The organism is Streptomyces anthophorae, from assembly GCF_049310305.1.
GTDB lineage: Bacteria > Actinomycetota > Actinomycetes > Streptomycetales > Streptomycetaceae > Streptomyces.
In genome coordinates this window covers 4,691,663-4,709,217 of record NZ_JBLWQQ010000001.1, presented here as the reverse complement: position 1 = coordinate 4,709,217, position 17,555 = coordinate 4,691,663, and the positions used below count along the sequence as shown (strand labels likewise).

The 17,555-nt window shown below is 71.5% G+C and carries 16 protein-coding genes; 4 read left to right on the top strand and 12 right to left on the bottom strand.

The features are described from left to right. Positions 1–20: 20 nt before the first annotated feature. Positions 21–1,343, bottom strand: a complete 1,323-nt coding sequence (locus ACNYS0_RS21485) for an MFS transporter (RefSeq protein ID WP_422475908.1) — start codon at positions 1,341–1,343, stop codon at positions 21–23. Further along, a complete protein-coding gene (locus ACNYS0_RS21480; RefSeq protein ID WP_422475906.1) occupies positions 1,340–2,026 on the bottom strand; it encodes a GntR family transcriptional regulator in 687 nt (228 codons plus the stop codon). Before ACNYS0_RS21480 ends, ACNYS0_RS21485 begins: the two co-directional genes overlap by 4 nt. A 200-nt stretch (positions 2,027–2,226) precedes the next feature. Here ACNYS0_RS21480 and ACNYS0_RS21475 point away from each other — a divergent pair, with 200 nt between their 5' ends. After that, on the top strand, positions 2,227–3,090 hold the full coding sequence (locus ACNYS0_RS21475) for a D-alanyl-D-alanine carboxypeptidase family protein (protein WP_422475904.1): 864 nt from the start codon (positions 2,227–2,229) through the stop codon (positions 3,088–3,090). Between the two features lie 96 nt (positions 3,091–3,186). Here the strand turns inward: ACNYS0_RS21475 and ACNYS0_RS21470 are convergent, their stop codons facing one another. From ACNYS0_RS21470 to pdhA, 3 genes are read right to left on the bottom strand one after another with little or no spacing between them, the layout of a single operon-like run. Next, positions 3,187–4,500, bottom strand: a complete 1,314-nt coding sequence (locus tag ACNYS0_RS21470) for a dihydrolipoamide acetyltransferase family protein (protein ID WP_422475902.1) — start codon at positions 4,498–4,500, stop codon at positions 3,187–3,189. A gap of 14 nt (positions 4,501–4,514) precedes the next feature. Then, positions 4,515–5,495 (bottom strand): alpha-ketoacid dehydrogenase subunit beta, encoded by a 981-nt coding sequence (locus ACNYS0_RS21465; RefSeq protein ID WP_422475900.1) that lies wholly within the window; start codon positions 5,493–5,495, stop codon positions 4,515–4,517. A gap of 5 nt (positions 5,496–5,500) precedes the next feature. Beyond that, a complete protein-coding gene (gene pdhA / locus ACNYS0_RS21460; protein WP_422475898.1) occupies positions 5,501–6,745 on the bottom strand; it encodes a pyruvate dehydrogenase (acetyl-transferring) E1 component subunit alpha in 1,245 nt (414 codons plus the stop codon). A gap of 381 nt (positions 6,746–7,126) precedes the next feature. On the opposite strand from pdhA, the gene ACNYS0_RS21455 reads away from it, so the two are divergent. Both ACNYS0_RS21455 and ACNYS0_RS21450 read left to right on the top strand, forming a co-directional pair. Next, entirely contained in the window at positions 7,127–7,783 is a 657-nt protein-coding gene (locus ACNYS0_RS21455; protein WP_399228983.1) for a response regulator, read from the top strand. A gap of 120 nt (positions 7,784–7,903) precedes the next feature. After that, positions 7,904–8,344, top strand: a complete 441-nt coding sequence (locus tag ACNYS0_RS21450; protein ID WP_422475896.1) for a pyridoxamine 5'-phosphate oxidase family protein — start codon at positions 7,904–7,906, stop codon at positions 8,342–8,344. A 51-nt stretch (positions 8,345–8,395) separates the two neighbouring features. On the opposite strand, the gene ACNYS0_RS21445 is transcribed toward ACNYS0_RS21450, so the two are convergent. After that, a complete protein-coding gene (locus tag ACNYS0_RS21445) occupies positions 8,396–9,976 on the bottom strand; it encodes a protein kinase domain-containing protein (RefSeq protein WP_422475894.1) in 1,581 nt (526 codons plus the stop codon). A 353-nt stretch (positions 9,977–10,329) separates the two neighbouring features. Next, complete coding sequence (locus ACNYS0_RS21440; protein WP_326024017.1) at positions 10,330–10,875, bottom strand: bacterial proteasome activator family protein; 546 nt, start codon at positions 10,873–10,875, stop codon at positions 10,330–10,332. A gap of 160 nt (positions 10,876–11,035) precedes the next feature. Between ACNYS0_RS21440 and ACNYS0_RS21435 the strand changes: the two genes are divergently transcribed. Continuing rightward, positions 11,036–11,425: a hypothetical protein gene (locus ACNYS0_RS21435; RefSeq protein WP_422475892.1), complete on the top strand. Its 390-nt coding sequence runs from the start codon at positions 11,036–11,038 to the stop codon at positions 11,423–11,425. A 10-nt stretch (positions 11,426–11,435) separates the two neighbouring features. Here ACNYS0_RS21435 and ACNYS0_RS21430 read toward each other — a convergent pair whose 3' ends face one another. From ACNYS0_RS21430 to ACNYS0_RS21410, 5 genes are all read right to left on the bottom strand, one after another. Beyond that, positions 11,436–12,416 carry an NAD(P)H-quinone oxidoreductase gene (locus ACNYS0_RS21430; protein WP_422475890.1) on the bottom strand — a complete coding sequence of 327 codons (981 nt, stop codon included), beginning with the start codon at positions 12,414–12,416 and terminating at the stop codon, positions 11,436–11,438. 78 nt (positions 12,417–12,494) lie between these two features. After that, entirely contained in the window at positions 12,495–13,592 is a 1,098-nt protein-coding gene (locus tag ACNYS0_RS21425; RefSeq protein WP_422475888.1) for a potassium channel family protein, read from the bottom strand. After that, complete coding sequence (locus ACNYS0_RS21420; RefSeq protein WP_422475886.1) at positions 13,589–15,130, bottom strand: molybdopterin molybdotransferase MoeA; 1,542 nt, start codon at positions 15,128–15,130, stop codon at positions 13,589–13,591. Before ACNYS0_RS21420 ends, ACNYS0_RS21425 begins: the two co-directional genes overlap by 4 nt. Beyond that, positions 15,127–16,029, bottom strand: a complete 903-nt coding sequence (locus ACNYS0_RS21415) for an NTP transferase domain-containing protein (protein ID WP_422475884.1) — start codon at positions 16,027–16,029, stop codon at positions 15,127–15,129. The genes ACNYS0_RS21420 and ACNYS0_RS21415 overlap by 4 nt, the downstream gene beginning before the upstream one ends. 81 nt (positions 16,030–16,110) lie before the next feature. Continuing rightward, positions 16,111–17,541: a dihydrolipoamide acetyltransferase family protein gene (locus tag ACNYS0_RS21410; protein ID WP_422475882.1), complete on the bottom strand. Its 1,431-nt coding sequence runs from the start codon at positions 17,539–17,541 to the stop codon at positions 16,111–16,113. Between the last annotated feature and the right edge of the window lie 14 nt (positions 17,542–17,555).

Sequence of the window (17,555 nt, the reverse complement as noted above, 5' to 3'; positions counted from 1 at the left end):
AAACGCCGGAGGGGCTTGATTTACACCGGGACGTGGACCGATGCCACCCGGGAAGCCACCAGGCGCTCGCGTTCGGCGCGGGCCGCCCGCCGCCGCAGGCGGAGGATCTGGCTCACGCCGAGCGCCTCGAGGACGAACACCGCGGAGAAGGCCACCCGGTAGTTGTCCCCGGTGGCGTCGAGCAGCACCCCCACCGCGAGCAGCGTCGTCATCGAGGCGATGAACCCGCCCATGTTGACGATCCCGGACGCCGTCCCCTGCCGCTCCGGCGGATTGGCCGGCCGCGCGAAGTCGAACCCGATCATCGACGCGGGCCCGCACGCCCCGAGCACCACACACATCACCACGAGCAGCCACATCGGCGCCTGCCCCGGCCACACCACCGGCATCGCCCACATCACCGCGGTCGTCGCCACGGTCCCGAGCGCGAGCGGCAGCCGCGCCGCGTGGTGCCGCGCCACGATCTGCCCGTACACGAGCCCGACCATCATGTTGGAGAGCACGACGAGCGTCAGCAGCTCACCGGCCGTCCCCCGCGAGAGCCCCTGCGCCTCCACCAGGAACGGCAGTCCCCACAGCAGCAGGAACACCATCGCCGGGAACTGCGTGGAGAAGTGCACCCACAGGCCGAGCCGCGTCCCCGGCTCCCGCCAGGTCGCCGCGATCTGCCCGCGCACATACGCGGCGCCCTTGTGCGTGCCGGACGGCGGGGCGGGCTCGAACCCCTCGGGGTGGTCCTTGAGGAACAGCAGCATCAGCACGAGCACCAGCACACCCGCGAGCGCGCTGCCCGCGAACGCGGCCGTCCACCCGATGCCGTGCAGCAGCCGTGCGATGACCAGCGTGGAGACGAGGTTGCCCGCCATGCCGACGAGACCCGCCAGCTGCGCGACCAGCGGGCCGCGCCGCGCCGGGAACCACCGCGTGCCGAGCCGCAGCACGCTGATGAAGGTCATGGCGTCGCCGCAGCCGAGCAGCGCGCGCGACACCAGCGCCATCGAGTACGAGGAGGAGAACGCGAAGCCGAGCTGTCCGACGGTGAACAGGATCACGCCGAGCGTCAGGACCTTCTTGGTGCCGAGCCGGTCGACCATCAGGCCGACGGGTATCTGCATGCCCGCGTACACGAGCAGCTGGAGGATCGAGAACGTCGACAGGGCCGAGGCGTTGATGTGGAAGCGTTCGACGGCGTCGAGGCCCGCGACCCCCAGCGACGTACGGAAGATGACGGCGACGAAGTAGACGGCGACGCCGATCGACCAGACGGCGACGGCCCGCCGCCCGCCGGGCGGATCGCCGGGCAGGGACATCGAGGGGGAGGACGGGGAGGCGGCTGAACTCATCGCTCGTCACCCCGCGCCAGGCTCCGCACCCAGCTGACGTGCCGGCGCACGACGGCGACGGCGGCCTCCTCGTCCCCGGCCCGCAGGGCGTCGAGGATCTCGCTGTGCTCGGAGAGCGTCTTCGCGATCCGGTCGGGGTGCGAGCGCATCACGGCGACGCCCATCCTCAGCTGCCGGTCGCGCAGCTGGTCGTAGAGGCGGGAGAGGATCTCGTTGCCCCCGCTGCGGACGATCTCCGCGTGGAAGCAGCGGTCGGTGGTGGCGGCCTCCGTGAACTGCCCGGCCGCGGCCTGTGCCCGCTGCTCCTCCAGGAGCTCCTCCAGGCGCGCGATGAGCTGCGGCTGGGCGGGCACGGCCCTGCGCACCGCGTGCTCCTCGACGAGCAGCCGGGTCTCCACGACGTCCGCGATCTCCTGCGCGGAGACCGGCAGGACCAGGGCGCCCTTCTTCGGGTAGAGCTTGAGCAGGCCCTCGACCTCGAGCTTGAGCAGCGCCTCGCGCACGGGCGTGCGGGAGACCCCCACGGCCTCGGCGAGCTCGCCCTCGGTGAGCAGCGTCCCGCCCTCGTAGCGGCGCTCGAGAACGCCCCGCTTCACATGGTCGTAGACGCGCTCGGCGGCGGGCGGGCGCTTCTCGGCGGCGGGCTTGGGGGCAGCGGCCTTTTCTGTGACGGTCGACGGCATGCGCACATCATAGATACAACACGTACGCAAGATGGAGGGCGTCCATCATGCGGGATGCCACGCGCCCCTCACGCGCCCCTCACGCACTCCTCTTCGCGCGCAACCAGTGGAGCCCTTCACGTGTCTCACACGGTGCGGCCCCGTCCCCAAGGGGCCGGATTCCAGGGACATTTGGAGCAATCGACTTGAAAACTCGCAGAGTGGGCACTGCCCTCGTGCTGGCCGGGGCCGTGATCACGAGCGGTGCCCTGACCACCACCGCTCAGGCCGCCACGGCGCCGGCGAAGCCGACCATCGCCGCGGCCGGTGGCTATGTGATGAACAACGGAACGGGTTCGAGCCTGTACACGAAGGCGGCGGACACCCGCAGGTCCACCGGTTCCACCACCAAGATCATGACCGCCAAGGTGGTGCTGGCCCAGTCGAATCTCAACCTGGATTCCAAGGTCACGGTCCAGAAGGCGTACAGCGACTACATCGTCAAGAACACCGCGTCGTCGGCCCGCCTGATCGTCGGCGACAAGGTCACCGTCCGCCAGCTGCTGTACGGCCTGATGCTGCCCTCGGGCTGCGACGCGGCGTACGCGCTCGCGGACAAGTTCGGCTCGGGCTCGACCCGTGCGGCGCGCGTGAAGTCGTTCATCGGCAAGATGAACAAGTCCGCGACCGACATGGGCCTGAAGAACACCCACTTCGATTCGTTCGACGGCATCGGCAACGGCGCCAACTACTCGACACCGCGCGACATCACGAAGATCGCGTCCTCGGCGATGAAGAACTCGACGTTCCGCTCGGTCGTGAAGACGAAGTCGACGAAGCAGAAGGTCACGACGAAGTCCGGCGGCTACCGCTACATGTCGTGGTCCAACACGAACAACCTGCTCGGTACGTACTCCGGCACCATCGGCGTCAAGACCGGGTCGGGACCGCAGGCCGGCTACTGCCTGGTGTTCGCGGCGACGCGGAACGGGAAGACCGTGATCGGGACGGTGCTGAAGTCGACGTCCGTCAGCGCGCGGACGTCCGACGCCAAGAAGCTGATGGATTACGGGTTCAAGAGGTAGCCCGTAATCATCCGCTGCGCCGGGGCCCGGGGCTCTGCCCCGGGCCCCGCTGCTCAATCGCCGCAGGGGCTTGATGTCCCGCCGGCAGCGGATTGATCAGGCCCAGGTGATCAGCCGCTTCGGGCGCTCCAGGATCGCCGCGACGTCGGCGAGGACCTTGGAGCCCAGCTCCCCGTCCACCAGCCGGTGGTCGAAGGAGAGCGCCAGGGTCGTCACCTGGCGCGGCTTGACCTTGCCCTTGTGGACCCACGGCTGAAGCTTGATCGCTCCGACGGCGAGGATCGCCGACTCACCGGGGTTCAGGATCGGCGTACCGGTGTCGACGCCGAACACGCCCACGTTGGTGATCGTGACGGTCCCGCCCTGCATCGCGCCCGGGGACGTCCTGCCCTCGCGCGCGGTGGACACGAGCTCGCCCAACGCGGACGCCAGTTCGGGCAGGGTCTTGGCCTGCGCGTCCTTGATGTTCGGCACGATCAGACCCCGCGGGGTGGCGGCGGCGATGCCCAGATTCACGTAGTGCTTCTGGACGATCTCCTGGTTCGCCTCGTCCCAGGCCGAGTTGACCTCGGGGTTGCGCTTGATCGCGACGAGCAGGGCCTTGGAGATGAGCAGCAGCGGATTGACCCGCAGCCCCGCCATGTCCTTGTCGCCCTTGAGCTCCTCGACGAGCTTCATCGTGCGCGTCACGTCGATGGTCACGAACTCGGTGACGTGCGGCGCCGTGAACTTCGAGTTCACCATCGCCTGCGCGGTCGCCTTGCGGACGCCCTTGATCGGGATCCGGGTCTCGCGGACGGAGTCGTACGAGGCGGCGGCCGCCACCTCGGTGTCCTCGACGGCGGCAGGCGCGGGGGCCTCGGGCGCGGGCGCGACGGCCGCGTGCACGTCCTCGCGCGTGATGATCCCGTCGGTGCCGGACGGGATCACGGCGGTGAGGTCGACGCCGAGGTCCTTGGCGAGCTTGCGCACGGGGGGCTTGGCGAGGGGCCGGGCCAGGGTGGCCGTGCCGTTGGTGGCCGCCACCGTCTCGGACTCGGCTCCCTTGCGGGCCCGGCGCTTCGTGGAGGACTCGGCGACGCCGTACCCCACGAGCACGGGCTGACGGCCCTGCGGCGCCTCGGCCTCGGCCTCCGGCTCCGCCGCGGGAGCGGCCGGCTCGGGCGCGTCCCCCGCCACGTCCACCGAAATGATCACCTGGCCGACGTCGACCGTCGTCCCCTCGGGGAAGAGCAGCTCCTTGACCACCCCGTCGTACGGGATCGGCAGCTCGACGGCCGCCTTCGCGGTCTCGACCTCGCACACGACCTGGCCGTCCTCGACGGAGTCGCCCGGCTGCACGTACCACTTGAGGATCTCGGCCTCGGTCAGGCCTTCACCCACGTCGGGCATCTTGAACTCACGAGCCATGATTCAGCCCCCTCTCAGTACGCCAGCGAACGGTCGACGGCATCGAGCACCCGGTCGAGCCCCGGCAGGTACTCCTCCTCCAGGCGCGCCGGCGGATACGGCGCGTGGTACCCGCCGACCCGCAGCACGGGCGCCTCCAGGTGGTAGAAGGACCGCTCCGTGATCCGGGCAGCCAGCTCCGCGCCGGAGCCGAGGAAGACGGGCGCCTCGTGCACGATGACGAGGCGGCGGGTCTTCTCCACCGACTTCTGCACGGCGTCGAAGTCCATCGGCGAGATGGAGCGCAGGTCGAGGACCTCCAGGGACTTGCCCTCCTCCTCGGCGGCCGCGGCCGCCTCCAGGCAGACCTTCACCATGGGGCCGTACGCGGCGAGCGTCAGGTCGCTGCCCTCGCGCGCGACGGCGGCCTTGTGCAGATCGCCGGGCACCGCCTCCGTGTCGACCTCGCCCTTGTCCCAGTAGCGGCGCTTGGGCTCGAAGAAGATCACGGGGTCGTCGCTCTGGATGGCCTGCTGGAGCATCCAGTAGGCGTCCGACGCGTTGGAGGGGCTGACCACCTTGAGGCCCGGCACGTGCGCGAACAGCGTCTCGGGCGACTCGCTGTGGTGCTCGACGGCGCCGATGCCGCCGCCGTACGGGATGCGGACGACGACGGGCGTCTTGATCTTGCCGAGCGCGCGGGCGTGCATCTTCGCGAGCTGCGTGACGATCTGGTCGTACGCGGGGAAGACGAAACCGTCGAACTGGATCTCCACGACGGGCCGGTAGCCGCGCAGCGCGAGGCCGATCGCGGTGCCGACGATGCCGGACTCGGCGAGCGGGGTGTCGATGACCCGGTCCTCGCCGAAGTCCTTCTGAAGACCGTCGGTGACGCGGAAGACGCCGCCGAGCTTGCCGACGTCCTCGCCCATGACGAGGACCTTCGGGTCGTTGTCGAGCGCCGTGCGCAGCGACTCGTTGATCGCCTTGGCGATCGGAAGCTTCTGTACCGCCATGACCGTCAGGCCCCTTCCCCGTCTGCGAACGACGCCTGGTAGGCGGCGAATTGAGCGCGCTCCTCGTCGACGAGCGCGTGCCCGTCCGCGTACACGTTCTCGAAGATCGCCATGAGGTCCGGGTCCGGCATGGCCCGTACGACATCGCGTACTCGCTTGCCCAACGCCTCGCTCTCGGCGTCGAGTTCCGCGAAGAATCCCTCATCCGTGTCGGTCTGGGACTCCAGGTACGCGCGCAGGCGCAGGATCGGGTCCTTCACCTCCCAGGCCACGCGCTCGTCGTCGGACCGGTACTTGGACGGGTCGTCGGACGTGGTGTGCGCGCCCATGCGGTAGGTGAACGCCTCGATGAGCGCGGGGCCCTCGCCCTGCCGCGCCCGGTCGAGGGCCCAGCGGGTCACGGCGAGGCAGGCCAGCACGTCGTTGCCGTCCACGCGCACGCCGGGGAAGCCGAAGCCCTGTGCGCGCTGGTACAGCGGTACGCGCATCTGGCGCTCGGTGGGCTCGGAGATCGCCCACTGGTTGTTCTGGCAGAAGAACACGACCGGGGCGTTGTAGACGGCCCCGAAGTTGAAGGCCTCCAGGACGTCGCCCTGGCTGGAGGCGCCGTCGCCGAAGTACGCGATCACCGCGCTGTCCACGCCGTCCTTGGCGACGCCCATCGCGTAGCCGGTGGCGTGCAGGGTCTGCGAGCCGATGACGATCGTGTACAGGTGGAAGTTGTTGCTGTTCGGGTCCCAGCCGCCGTGGTTCACGCCGCGGAACATGCCGAGCAGGTTGGTCGGGTCGACCCCGCGGCACCAGGCGACGCCGTGCTCGCGGTAGGTCGGGAAGACGTAGTCGTCCTCGCGGGTGGCCCGCCCGGAGCCGATCTGGGCCGCCTCCTGGCCGAGCAGCGACGCCCACAGGCCCAGCTCGCCCTGGCGCTGGAGGGCCGTGGCCTCGGCGTCGAAGCGGCGGGTGAGGACCATGTCGCGGTACAGGGCGCGCAGCTCGTCGCCGGTGATGTCGGCGACGTACTTGTCGTACTCGGGGTTCTCGACCCGCTCGCCCTCAGGGGTCAGCAGCTGCACCAGGTCGCTCTGCGGCGCGGCGGCCTCGGCGGCCTTCTTGGCCACCCGCTTGGCGGGGGCCTTGGCGGCGGCGGTCTTGCCGGGGGACTTCTTCGCAGACTTCTTCGCAGCGGTCCGCTTGCGCGGCGGCTGTGCCTTCTGCGCTGCGGCAGTGCTGTCGGCACTGTCTACGGTCACGTGTGCTCCTCCGTCGGTCCGGCCCCGGGATTGCCGGATGGCCAGTCGGCTCGGCTCGCCTGATCCGTCCACGCACGGGGTGGGTGCGAGGTGCCGGCGACAGGCGTGACAAATGCTCCGGCAAGCACCCTTCACCCAGCACGTTACCCAGTGGGTCACACATCTGCGAAACCCCATCTGACCTGCGATTTTGCTTGGATTTCCAAGTAGTTCGTTGGTTGGATTTCCTAGTATCGCGAGGGAAGACGAAGCGTCGCAGGTCACAGCTGTGCGACCAGCCCTGAGTCTCAGCCTGGCAGGGGGCCGGAACACCGGCACGTTATCCCGGTCACCCCACGATCATCTAGGGCGCGGTCAAGGTTGATATGTGAGACTGAGGGCGTGCGCGAAGACGGAAAAATCCATGTATTTCTGCTCGACGACCACGAAGTGGTCCGCCGCGGCGTCCATGAGCTGCTGTCGGTCGAGGACGACATCGAGGTGGTCGGAGAGGCCGGAACGGCCGCCGACGCCCTGGTGCGCATCCCCGCGACCCGGCCGGACGTGGCGGTGCTCGACGTGCGCCTGCCGGACGGCAGCGGGGTGGAGGTGTGCCGGGAGATCCGCTCCATGGACGAGTCGGTCAAGTGCCTGATGCTGACGTCGTTCGCGGACGACGAGGCGCTCTTCGACGCGATCATGGCCGGCGCCTCCGGCTACGTCCTTAAGGCGATCCGCGGCAATGAGCTGCTCACCGCCGTACGCGACGTCGCCTCCGGGAAGTCGCTGCTCGACCCGGTCGCCACGGCCCGCGTCCTGGAGCGGCTGCGCGACGGCGGCCGCAAGGACGACGACAAGCTCTCCGGCCTCACCGACCAGGAACGCAAGATCCTCGACCTCATCGGAGAGGGCCTGACGAACCGGGTCATCGGCGAGCGGCTGCACCTCGCCGAGAAGACGATCAAGAACTACGTCTCCAGCCTGCTGTCGAAGCTCGGCATGGAGCGCCGCTCCCAGGCGGCCGCGTACGTGGCCCGTATGCAGGCCGAGAAGCACTGACGGCTCCCCCAGGAGCCCTCCCGAGCCTCCCCTGGTGCCCGCCCGCACAGGACCTATGTCACGCGTCCTGGGGGCGGGCTCCTCTGTTCCGCGGCGGTGCGCACGGCGCACAGTGGTGACATGCCCACCGCTCCGCAGCAGGATCCGCAGGACCAGGACCGCGCCTTCGAGCTGCTCGCCCGCGTGCCCTACGGCCGCGTCGCGACCAGCATGCGCGCCCTGCCCTTCCTCGCCGTCACCCGCCACGTCGTGGCCGACGGCCGCCTGCTGCTGCGCATGCACCGCGGTTTCGGCTACCACGAGGCGTGCATCGGCAGCGTCGTCGCCTACGGGGCGGACAGCCTGGGGCAGGAGCGGCCCGGGGACGAGGGCCAGTGGTCGGTGCAGTGCGTCGGCACCTGCGAGCAGATCGAGCCGACCCCGGCCGAGCTGGAGCTCTTCGGGCCCGCCCCGCGCACCGCGGACGGCGAACCCTTCGACCCGGTCCACCTGTGCGTCGCCCCGCAATTCGTGACGGTGCACGAATTGCGGGGCGGGTCGAGCGATTCAAGCCCGCTCTGAGGACGAGAGCCGGCGGGGTCCGGGGCGGAGCCCCGGGGCGCGGCCGGCGGGTTACTCGCCGCCGGTGGTGTCGCCGCCGGTGTCGCCACCGATGACCCCACCGTCTCCGCCGTCCGGCGGACTGTTCTCGCCACCACCGGGAGTGGTCTGCGTCGGCGTCGGGGTCGGCTTGTTGCTCGTCTGCGTCGGCGACGGGTTCTCGCTGGTCGGCTCGTCCGTCGGCTCCTCCGACTGCGTCGGCGACGGGTTCGTCGTCGTCGGCTGCTGCGACGGCGTGTAGCCGGTGTCGCCGCCCGTGCTCGTGCCCGGCTCCTCCGTCGCGCCCTGCGACGCGTCGTCGTCGGCCGACTTGCTGGGCTCCGAGGACTTCTCGGACTTGGTGGCGCTCGGCGACTTCTTGTTGCCGGGGTCCTTGTCGCTGCCGTCGCCCCCGCTGAGCGCCCAGGCGACGCCCACCGCGATCGCGATGACCGCGAGCACGGCGACGATCCACAGCTTGCCGCGGCCGCCTCCCTTGCCCCCGTTCCCGTTCCCGTCGAAGCCGCCGTCGTCGCCGCCCGGCGGGCGCAGCATCGGCTGCTGGGCCGTGCCGGAGTCGCCGGGGTGCTGCATCGCCGTGGTGGCGGCGACGCCCATCGCGGGCGTGGAGCCGCCCTCGTGCGCGTCGAGGGGGCCGGTGTTCCAGGTGCCGGTGTGGCCACCCTGCTCGTACAGCATCTGGAGCGCGTACTGGACGAGGCCGCGCATCTCCTCGGCCGTCTGGAACCGGTCGTCCGGGTCCTTGGCGAGGGAGCGCATGACGAGCCCGTTCAGCTCCGGCGGCACCTCGTCCAGGACCTCGGAAGGCAGCACGGGGGTGTCCTGGACGTGCTGGTAGACCACGGAGAGCGGGGTCTCACCGGTGAACGGCGGGCGCAGCGCGAGGAGTTCGTAGAGCAGGCAGCCGACGGCGTACAGGTCGGAGCGGTGGTCGACGGCCTTGCCGAGGGCCTGCTCGGGCGAGAGGTACTGCGGGGTGCCCATGACCATGCCGGTCTGCGTCATGGTCGACTGCGCGCCGTGCAGGGCGCGCGCGATGCCGAAGTCCATCACCTTGACCGCGCCGGTGTTGGTGATGATCACGTTCGCGGGCTTGATGTCGCGGTGCACGATGCCGTGCTGGTGCGAGTACGCGAGCGCTTCCAGGACACCCGAGACGATGATCAGGGCCTGTTCGGCGCCCGGCGCCTCGGCGCTGAGCAGGAGGTCGCGGATGGTACGACCCTCGACCAGCTCCATGACGATGTACGGGACGGTGCTCCCGGCGACGACGTCCTCGCCGGAGTCGTAGACCGCCACGACCGCGTGGTGGTTGAGCCCCGCGACCGACTGGGCCTCGCGGGTGAAGCGGGCCTTGGACACCGGGTCCTCGGCAAGGTCGGCACGGAGCAGCTTGACGGCGACGGTGCGCCCGAGGCGTACGTCCTCCGCGGCGAACACCTCCGCCATGCCACCCCGGCCGAGTCTGCCGGTGAGGCGATACCGCCCATCCCCGACGAGCCCGCCGTTACCCCAGTTCTCCGGCGCATCTGACATACCGCCGCCAGTCGCCTCGGGGTCGGACGGGCCCTGAGCGCGCTGCTGCTGTGCCATCAGTCCTCGCCGTCGTTTCTGTCCGTGCTGCCGGATCCATCCATCGGAGTACGCGCGGTTGCGAAATACCGACTCCGTCGGGCCACGCTACAGGCATCGGCCGTGTCGCCGTTCCGAGATGGATCGGACATCCAACCCGTTGCTGTGCAGGCCTTGCAAATCGTGAGCAGCATATTTGTGGGCGCCCGGGGACGATTTCGTGATCACTTGGGGCGATCAGCGCCTGCCGCACGGTGTCCAAGTTCACGCACACGTAGGGGCCCGTCCTGTGACGGGCCCCTACGTGTGTGCCTGTTGAGCTGTGTGTTGACCAGAGGTACGGACCGCCGACCAGCGGTACAGACCACCGCTGCCTAGAGGTACGGACCGCCGGAGCGGCCGCCCGCGCGCGGGTCCTCGCCCTCTTCCTCGCCGCCGCCGACGCCGGGCGGCAGGGCCCGGCGCATCTGCTCGAGCTGGGCGCGGGCCGCCATCTGCTGGGCGAACAGCGTCGTCTGGATCCCGTGGAAGAGGCCCTCGAGCCAGCCCACCAGCTGGGCCTGCGCGATGCGCAGCTCGGCGTCGCTCGGGGTCGCCTCCTCCGTGAAGGGCAGGGAGAGCCGCTCCAGTTCCTCGACGAGTTCGGGGGCGAGTCCGTCCTCCAGCTCCTTGACCGAGCTGGAGTGGATCTCCTTGAGGCGCTGTCGGCTCGCTTCGTCCAGGGGAGCCGCGCGCACTTCTTCGAGCAGCTGCTTGATCATGCTGCCGATGCGCATCACCTTGGCGGGCTGTTCCACCATGTCGGTCACCGGGATCTCGCGGGACTCGTCGCCGCCACCGCCGCCAAGCGCCATGCCGTCCTGGCCCACGACCAGGACCTGCGGGTTCTCCGGCGACTGTTCGTTCCTCGGCATCTCCATGCCGCCATTCTCTCGTACGTCGCTGTCACATCTCGGTGGTGCCCCCGTTCGGAGCTGATCCACCATGCCAGGCGGGCCGAAATCCGGCGTGCCTGTTTTATCCGGCTATGTGAGGCTTGGCACAAGCATCTGGACGAACCGGGAGCGGAAGGGGCTGGGGATGGGGCGGCTTCGCTGGGCGACCGGGCTTCTCTTCTCCGTGGCGCTGTTCCTGGCGGTGCCGGTGGTTCCGGTGCTGCCCGCGGCCCCGTCGTACGCCGCCGAGCCCTCGCCGCACGGCTCCCTCGCGGGCAGCCGCGCGGGCGTGGGCAAGACCCCGCCGGGGCGCGAGCTGCCCACGCCGGACACCACAGGGGCCGTACTGCCCCCGGCCCCCACCGAGCACCCGCCGCCCGTCTCCCAGGAGCCGCGCCCCGAGCGGACCGCCCCCGAGCGGCAGGCCGTGGGCGAGCCCGGGGCCCGGCCCCTGGTGAACGTGCTGCCGCTGGGGGCCGGGCTGCTGCTCACCGGGCTGGGGCTCGGGTTCCTGGCGCTGCGGCTGCGCCGGTGACGCGCGGCGGCTACTCGTTGGTGAGCAGGACCTTGCCGATGTGACCCGACTCCTCCAGGACCCGGTGCCCCTGCGCGGCGTCGCTCATCGGCAGCGTGCGGTCCACGATCGGCCGCACATGGCCGCCCTCGACCAGCGGCCACACGTGCTCGCGCACGGCCGCGACGATCGACGCCTTCTCGGCCTGCGGGCGGGCCCGCAGCGTGGTCGCGGTGATGGCGCCGCGCTTGCCGAGCAGCGTGGCGATGTTCAGCTCGCCCTTCACCCCGCCCTGCATGCCGATGATGGCGAGCCGGCCGCTGGTGGCCAGGGCGTCGACGTTGCGGTTCAGGTACTTGGCGCCCATGTTGTCGAGGATGACGTCGGCGCCCGCCCCGTCCGTGGCGTTCTTGATCTCTTCGACGAAGTCCTGCTCGCGGTAGTTGATGAGGATGTCCGCGCCGAGCTCCGCGCAGAAGTCGAGCTTCTCCTTGGTTCCGGCCGTCACCGCGACCTTGGCGCCGACCGCCTTCGCCAACTGGATCGCCATGGTGCCGATGCCGCTGGAGCCGCCGTGCACCAGGAAGGTCTCGCCCGGCCGCAGGTGGGCGATCATGAAGACGTTGGACCAGACGGTGCAGGTCACCTCGGGCAGCGCGGCGGCCGTGGCCAGCTCGATGCCCTGCGGCACCGGGAGGAGCTGTCCCGCGGGGACGGCGACCTTCTCGGCGTAGCCACCGCCCACGAGCAGCCCGCACACCTCGTCGCCGACCGACCAGCCGGAGACGCCCGCGCCGAGCGCGACGATCCGGCCGGCGCACTCCAGGCCGGGATAGGGGGAGGTGCCGGACGGCGGGTTGTAGAAGCCCTGCCGCTGGAGCAGGTCGGCGCGGTTGACGGCGCTGGAGACCACCTCGACCAGGACCTCGCCCTCGCCGGGTACGGGGTCGGGGACCTCCGTCCAGACGAGCGCCTCGGGTCCGCCGGGTTCCGGGATCGTGATCGCATGCATGGCCGCGAGGCTACTCCCGTGGATCAACCTCGGGGAGGTGGCGGAGCGACCGCGCGCCCCGCGGTTCTCCGCGGGCCCTCAGCTGCGGGGCGTCGGCTTCATGTCCGGCGCCAGCTGGGTGTGGGGCGTGACACGGGTGATCGTGATGAGCCGGTCCGTCAGCTTGAGGGAGCCAACGGCCGAGTCGTCGTAACCGAGCACCCGGTGCCCCCGGATGACGCTGACGACCAGGTCCTCCGTCTCCTTCGGCTGGAGGCCCACCTCGGCCTTGGTGACCGGCCGCTCGACCAGATCGAGGCCGGAGCCCTTCTGGATGAGGTCCTCCATGACCATGCCCGCGTGCGGGCTGAGCACCGACAGGCCGAGCAGCCGGCCCGCCGCACTGGCGCTGGTGATGACGGCGTCGGCGCCGGACTGGCGCAGCAGCGGCGCGTTCTCCTCCTCGCGGACCGCGGCGACGATCTTCGCCCCACGGTTCAGCTGTCGCGCGGTGAGCGTCACCAGGACCGCCGTGTCGTCCCGCTGCGTCGCGATGATGATCTTCCGCGCCCGCTGCACCTCGGCCTGCAAGAGCACCGAGCTGCGCGTGGCGTCGCCCGTCACACCCGCGTATCCATGGGCGTTGGCGCTCTCGACGACCTTGGGGCTGGGGTCGACCACGACGACCTGCTCGGGCTTCAGTCCGCTCGCGCAGACGGTCTCCACGGCGCTGCGGCCCTTGGTCCCGAAGCCGACGACGACAGTGTGGTCACGCAAGGTGGACCTCCAGCGTTTCAGGCGCCATTCCTCCCGCGTCCGCTCGGTGAGGACTTCGAGCGTGGTGCCGACCAGGATGATCAGGAAGAGCACACGCAGCGGCGTGATGACGAAGATATTGGTGAGCCGCGCCGCGTCGCTGACCGGCGTGATGTCGCCGTATCCCGTGGTCGAGAGCGTGACGGTCGCGTAGTAGAACGAGTCGAGCAGGTCGACATGGCCATCGGAGTTGTCGTTGTAGCCGTCTCTGTCGATCCACACGATCAGTGCGGTGACGACGAGCACGGTGAGCGCTATCAGCACGCGCCGGGCCACTTGGAGGAGCGGACGCTCGACGACCTGTCGCGGGAGTTTCACCCGGTAGGTCGCGGTCCGCTCTTCCTCTTGGCGCGCGATGGCGTCATCGCCGGCCAGTTTCACGTGAAACACCCTTCGTTTCCCGCCGGGTTGAGGCCGGGCAGGCCGGGGTTCCAGGACCACGGCAGGTCGAGGATCTCCACCTCCTGGCCTTCCTTGGCGCCGCCGGGCGGGATGACGGCGAGGCCATCGGCGGCCGCGATGCCGCGCAGCATGGCCGGACCGTTGTAGTGCAGCGGCACCGCCCACTCGTGCCCGCTGCCGTCGTCCTGCCTCAGCACGATGGGGATGAGGCGGGTGTCGTGGGGGTGGCCGGGGGCGGCCGCGTGCAGGGGGGCGGTGTACGCGTCCACGTTCCGGCCGCCGTCCTGGGCTTGGCGCTGGGCGGAGCTGTGCGTCTGGTCCTGGGCCCGGCCCGAGAGCACCCGCAGCAGCGGCTCGGCGAGCGTGAGCAGGCCGGAGACGGCGGCCAGCGGGTTGCCGGGGAGGCCGACGAGGTGCTGCCCCTCGTTGAGGCGGGCGAGCAGCATCGGGTGGCCGGGGCGGACGGCGACCCCGTCGACGAGCAGTTCGGCGTCGAGGGCGCGCAGGGTGGGGTGCACGTGGTCGACGGGCCCGGACGCGGTGCCGCCGGTGGTCACGACCAGGTCGGTGCCTGCTTCGCGGACCGCCTTGAGGAGCGCCTTCGCGTCGTCGCCGAGCCTGCGCACGGCGGTCACCTCGACGCCGAGCGCGCGCAGCCAGTGCGGGAGCATCGGGCCGAGCGCGTCCCGGATGAGGCCCTCGCGGGGGAGTCCGGCGGTGAGCAACTCGTCGCCCAGGATCAGGACTTCGACCGTCGGCCGCGGGACGACGGTCAGGGTGTCGTAGCCCGCGGCGGCGGCGAGGCCGAGGACGGCCGGGGTGACGAGGGCGCCCGCGGGCAGCAGCAGGTCGCCGCTGCGGCACTCCTGGCCGCGCGGGCGGATGTCCTGGCCGTGGGCGACCTCGCGCAGCGGATGCAGCTGGCCGCCCCCGTCGATGTGGCCGTGCTCGCTGCGGATGACGGCCGTGGCGTCCGGGGGCACGCGGGCGCCGGTCGCGATCGCCGCGGCCTCGCCGTCGGCCAGCGGGGCGGGCGGCTCGTGCCCGGCGAGCAGCCCTTCGCCGCCCACGGCCCAGGGGCCCGGGCCCGCGACGACCCAGCCGTCCATCGCCGAGGTGTCGAAGGAGGGCAGGTCCGTCAGGGCGGTCAGCGGGGCGGCGAGGACCAGGCCGAGCGCCTGGTCGAGCGGGACGCCTCTCGCTCCGCGGGGGCCGCGTTCGGCCCGTGCGGCGGTGCGCCGGGCGGCGGACCAGGAGGTCGCGGCGTGGCGGGGTTCGGGGCGGGGCGGCGGAGCGGAGGTGCCCGGGGCCGTGGGGGCTTCCGAGGCTTTCGAGGCCTGCGGGGCGGCCGGGTCGGGGTGTCGGCCGCCGGTCCGGGAGCCGGCCCGGTCGTCGCCGGGACGAGGGCCGCCGGGACGGTTGTCGTTCGCCAGGGCGAGCGCCTCGTCCACGTCGACGTCCATCGGGTCGACGCCCGCCGGGGCGGCCTGCGCCGACCGCCCGCTCCGGGCGCTCATCCCGCGTCCGGCGAGGCGGCGTCGCCCGGCTTGGCCTCGGCCCCCTGCTGGAAATCGGCCTCCTGCGCCCAGCGGTTCGCGAGCTCGGCCGCCTTGGCCGCGGCGGACGCCACGGCTTCGGGGCCGCCGCCCGCCTGCGCCGCCGCGTATCCCACGAGGAACGTCGTCAGCGGCGCCGCGGGGCGCGCGACGCCGTGCGCGGCGTCACGGGCGAGGTCGAGCAGGACGCCGGTGTCGACGTCCAGTTCGATACCCAGTTCGTTCTTGGCTGCGGTGATCCATTCGTCAAGCACTCGTCCATGCTCCCTGATACGTGACCGGGCGGCGGCGATGTCGTCCCAGGTGTCGCAGTCGAACGACGCGACGGGGTCGGTGATGCGGGTGAGGCTGAGATTACGGGTGAGCAGACGCAGTGGCAGTCCGTCGAGGTCACCGTGTTCGGCCTTGAGTTCGCCGAGTGCCCGGCGCAGCGCCGCGTACCGGTAGGCGGCGACGAGCGGCTGGTCGCGGCCGTCGCCGTCGGCGAGCAGGGCGCCGTCGGCCGCGTCGCCCTCCAGGGCGTCGAGGAGCCGTCGTACGGTCGGCTCCCCCAGGAACGGCAGATCGGCGGAGAGCACGAGGACGCTCTCCGCCACGGGGCCGCGCGGGGTGTCCAGGCCCCGAACTCCCGCCTCCAGCGCGGCGAGCGGGCCTCCGCCGGGCGGTTCCTCGCGGGCCCAGACGACGGGGCGGTCGGTGTCGCGCGGCTCGGCGACCACCACGGTGGCGCGGGCCCCGGCACACGCGTGCAGGACACGGTCGAGCAGCGCCCGGCCGCCGACCCGGACCCCGGGCTTGTCCGCGCCGCCGAGTCGGCGCGCGCCGCCCCCGGCGAGGACGATGGCGTCGTACGCGTTCATCCCCCGAGTATGGGCGTACGGGCGATCAATGCCACCAGGCGGGCGGGCGAACCTTGCCACCCGCCGCGCCTGGCGCACCGGTCACAGCGTGCGCAGCAGCACCGCCGGGTTCTCGACGCAGTCCGCGACGTACCGCAGGAAGCCGCCCGCCGTGCCGCCGTCGCACACCCGGTGGTCGAAGGTGAGCGAGAGCTGGACGACCTGGCGGACGGCCAACTCCCCCTGGTGCACCCAGGGCTTGGCGGCTATGCGGCCGACGCCGAGCATGGCGGCCTCGGGGTGGTTGATGATCGGGGTGGAGCCGTCGACACCGAACACGCCGTAGTTGTTCAGCGTGAAGGTGCCGCCGGTGAGCTGCGCGGGGGACAGCGTCCCGGACCGCGCGGCCTCGGTGAGCCGGGCGAACTCGGCGCTCAGCGATTCGGCGCCGCGCGTGTGGGCGTCGCGTACGACGGGCACGACCAGGCCCCGGTCGGTCTGCGCGGCGAACCCGAGGTGCACCTCGTCGAGCCGGACGATCTCGCGCCGCTCGGTGTCGACCGTGGCGTTCAGCTCCGGGTAGCGGGCCAGGGCCGCGGTGCAGATGCGGGCGAGGAGCGCGAGCACGGAGATCTTGGGACCCGAGGAGGGGCCGGTCGCGGAATTCATCGCCACGCGTGCGTGCATGAGTTCCGTGGCGTCGGCGTCCACCCAGCAGGTCGCGTCGGGTATCTCGCGACGGCTGCGGGACAGCTTGTCGGCCACGGCGCCGCGAATGCCGCGCAGGGGGGTGCGGTGTTCCTGCCGGGCGGGGGCAGGGGGCTCGGTCGGCGCGGGGGCGGCGGGTGCCTCGGTGACGGCGTTCGCCGCGTTCACGGTGCCCGCCGCGTTCGCCGCCTTCGCCGCCTTCTCCACGTCTCCCCTGAGGATGAGCCCGTCGGGCCCCGACCCGGTCAGCTCTCTGAGGTCCACGCCGCGGTCGCGGGCGAGCTTGCGGACGAGCGGGGAGATCACGGGCACGGGGCCCTGGGCGCGCGGGGCGCTCTCCGGTGCGGCCGGCACGCTGTCCAGCGGCGCGGGCCGCACCCGCCGGCGCCGGGTCGGCGCGGCGGTGGTTCCGTACCCCACCAGCACGTTCCCCGAGCCCTCGGCCTTCTCCGCCTTCTTCGCCTCCTGCGCCTCCTGCGCCTTCTCAGGAGCCTCCTGCCGGGCCTGCGCGGGCTCTTCCGCCGCGGTGGCCGACGACGGCGCGGGGACGTCCGAGAGCGGCACGTCCGAAGGCGACTGCGCGCCCACGGCCACCATCAACAGCGGCGCCCCGACCGGCAGTTCGCTGCCCTCGTCGCCGAAGCGCGCCGTGACCACACCGCCGTACGGGCACGGCACCTCGACCATCGCCTTGGCGGTCTCGACCTCGACGACGGGCTGGTCGACGGCGACGACGTCGCCGACTCCCACCAGCCACTGGACGATCTCCGCCTCGGTGAGCCCCTCCCCGAGGTCGGGCAGCTTGAACTCGAGCACCTGCGCCATTACCCCACCGTCCC

Bases quoted from the DNA above. Each gene is read 5' to 3' on its own strand.
- ACNYS0_RS21435 (WP_422475892.1), top strand. From the start codon at position 11,036: ATGGGGCGGCTTCGCTGGGCGACCGGGCTTCTCTTCTCCGTGGCGCTG.
- ACNYS0_RS21445 (WP_422475894.1), bottom strand. From the start codon at position 9,976: ATGGCACAGCAGCAGCGCGCTCAGGGCCCGTCCGACCCCGAGGCGACT.
- ACNYS0_RS21465 (WP_422475900.1), bottom strand. From the start codon at position 5,495: ATGGCGGTACAGAAGCTTCCGATCGCCAAGGCGATCAACGAGTCGCTG.
- ACNYS0_RS21450 (WP_422475896.1), top strand. From the start codon at position 7,904: ATGCCCACCGCTCCGCAGCAGGATCCGCAGGACCAGGACCGCGCCTTC.
- ACNYS0_RS21410 (WP_422475882.1), bottom strand. From the start codon at position 17,541: ATGGCGCAGGTGCTCGAGTTCAAGCTGCCCGACCTCGGGGAGGGGCTC.
- ACNYS0_RS21420 (WP_422475886.1), bottom strand. From the start codon at position 15,130: ATGAGCGCCCGGAGCGGGCGGTCGGCGCAGGCCGCCCCGGCGGGCGTC.
- ACNYS0_RS21415 (WP_422475884.1), bottom strand. From the start codon at position 16,029: ATGAACGCGTACGACGCCATCGTCCTCGCCGGGGGCGGCGCGCGCCGA.
- ACNYS0_RS21440 (WP_326024017.1), bottom strand. From the start codon at position 10,875: ATGGAGATGCCGAGGAACGAACAGTCGCCGGAGAACCCGCAGGTCCTG.
- ACNYS0_RS21470 (WP_422475902.1), bottom strand. From the start codon at position 4,500: ATGGCTCGTGAGTTCAAGATGCCCGACGTGGGTGAAGGCCTGACCGAG.
- ACNYS0_RS21480 (WP_422475906.1), bottom strand. From the start codon at position 2,026: ATGCCGTCGACCGTCACAGAAAAGGCCGCTGCCCCCAAGCCCGCCGCC.
- ACNYS0_RS21430 (WP_422475890.1), bottom strand. From the start codon at position 12,416: ATGCATGCGATCACGATCCCGGAACCCGGCGGACCCGAGGCGCTCGTC.
- ACNYS0_RS21485 (WP_422475908.1), bottom strand. From the start codon at position 1,343: ATGAGTTCAGCCGCCTCCCCGTCCTCCCCCTCGATGTCCCTGCCCGGC.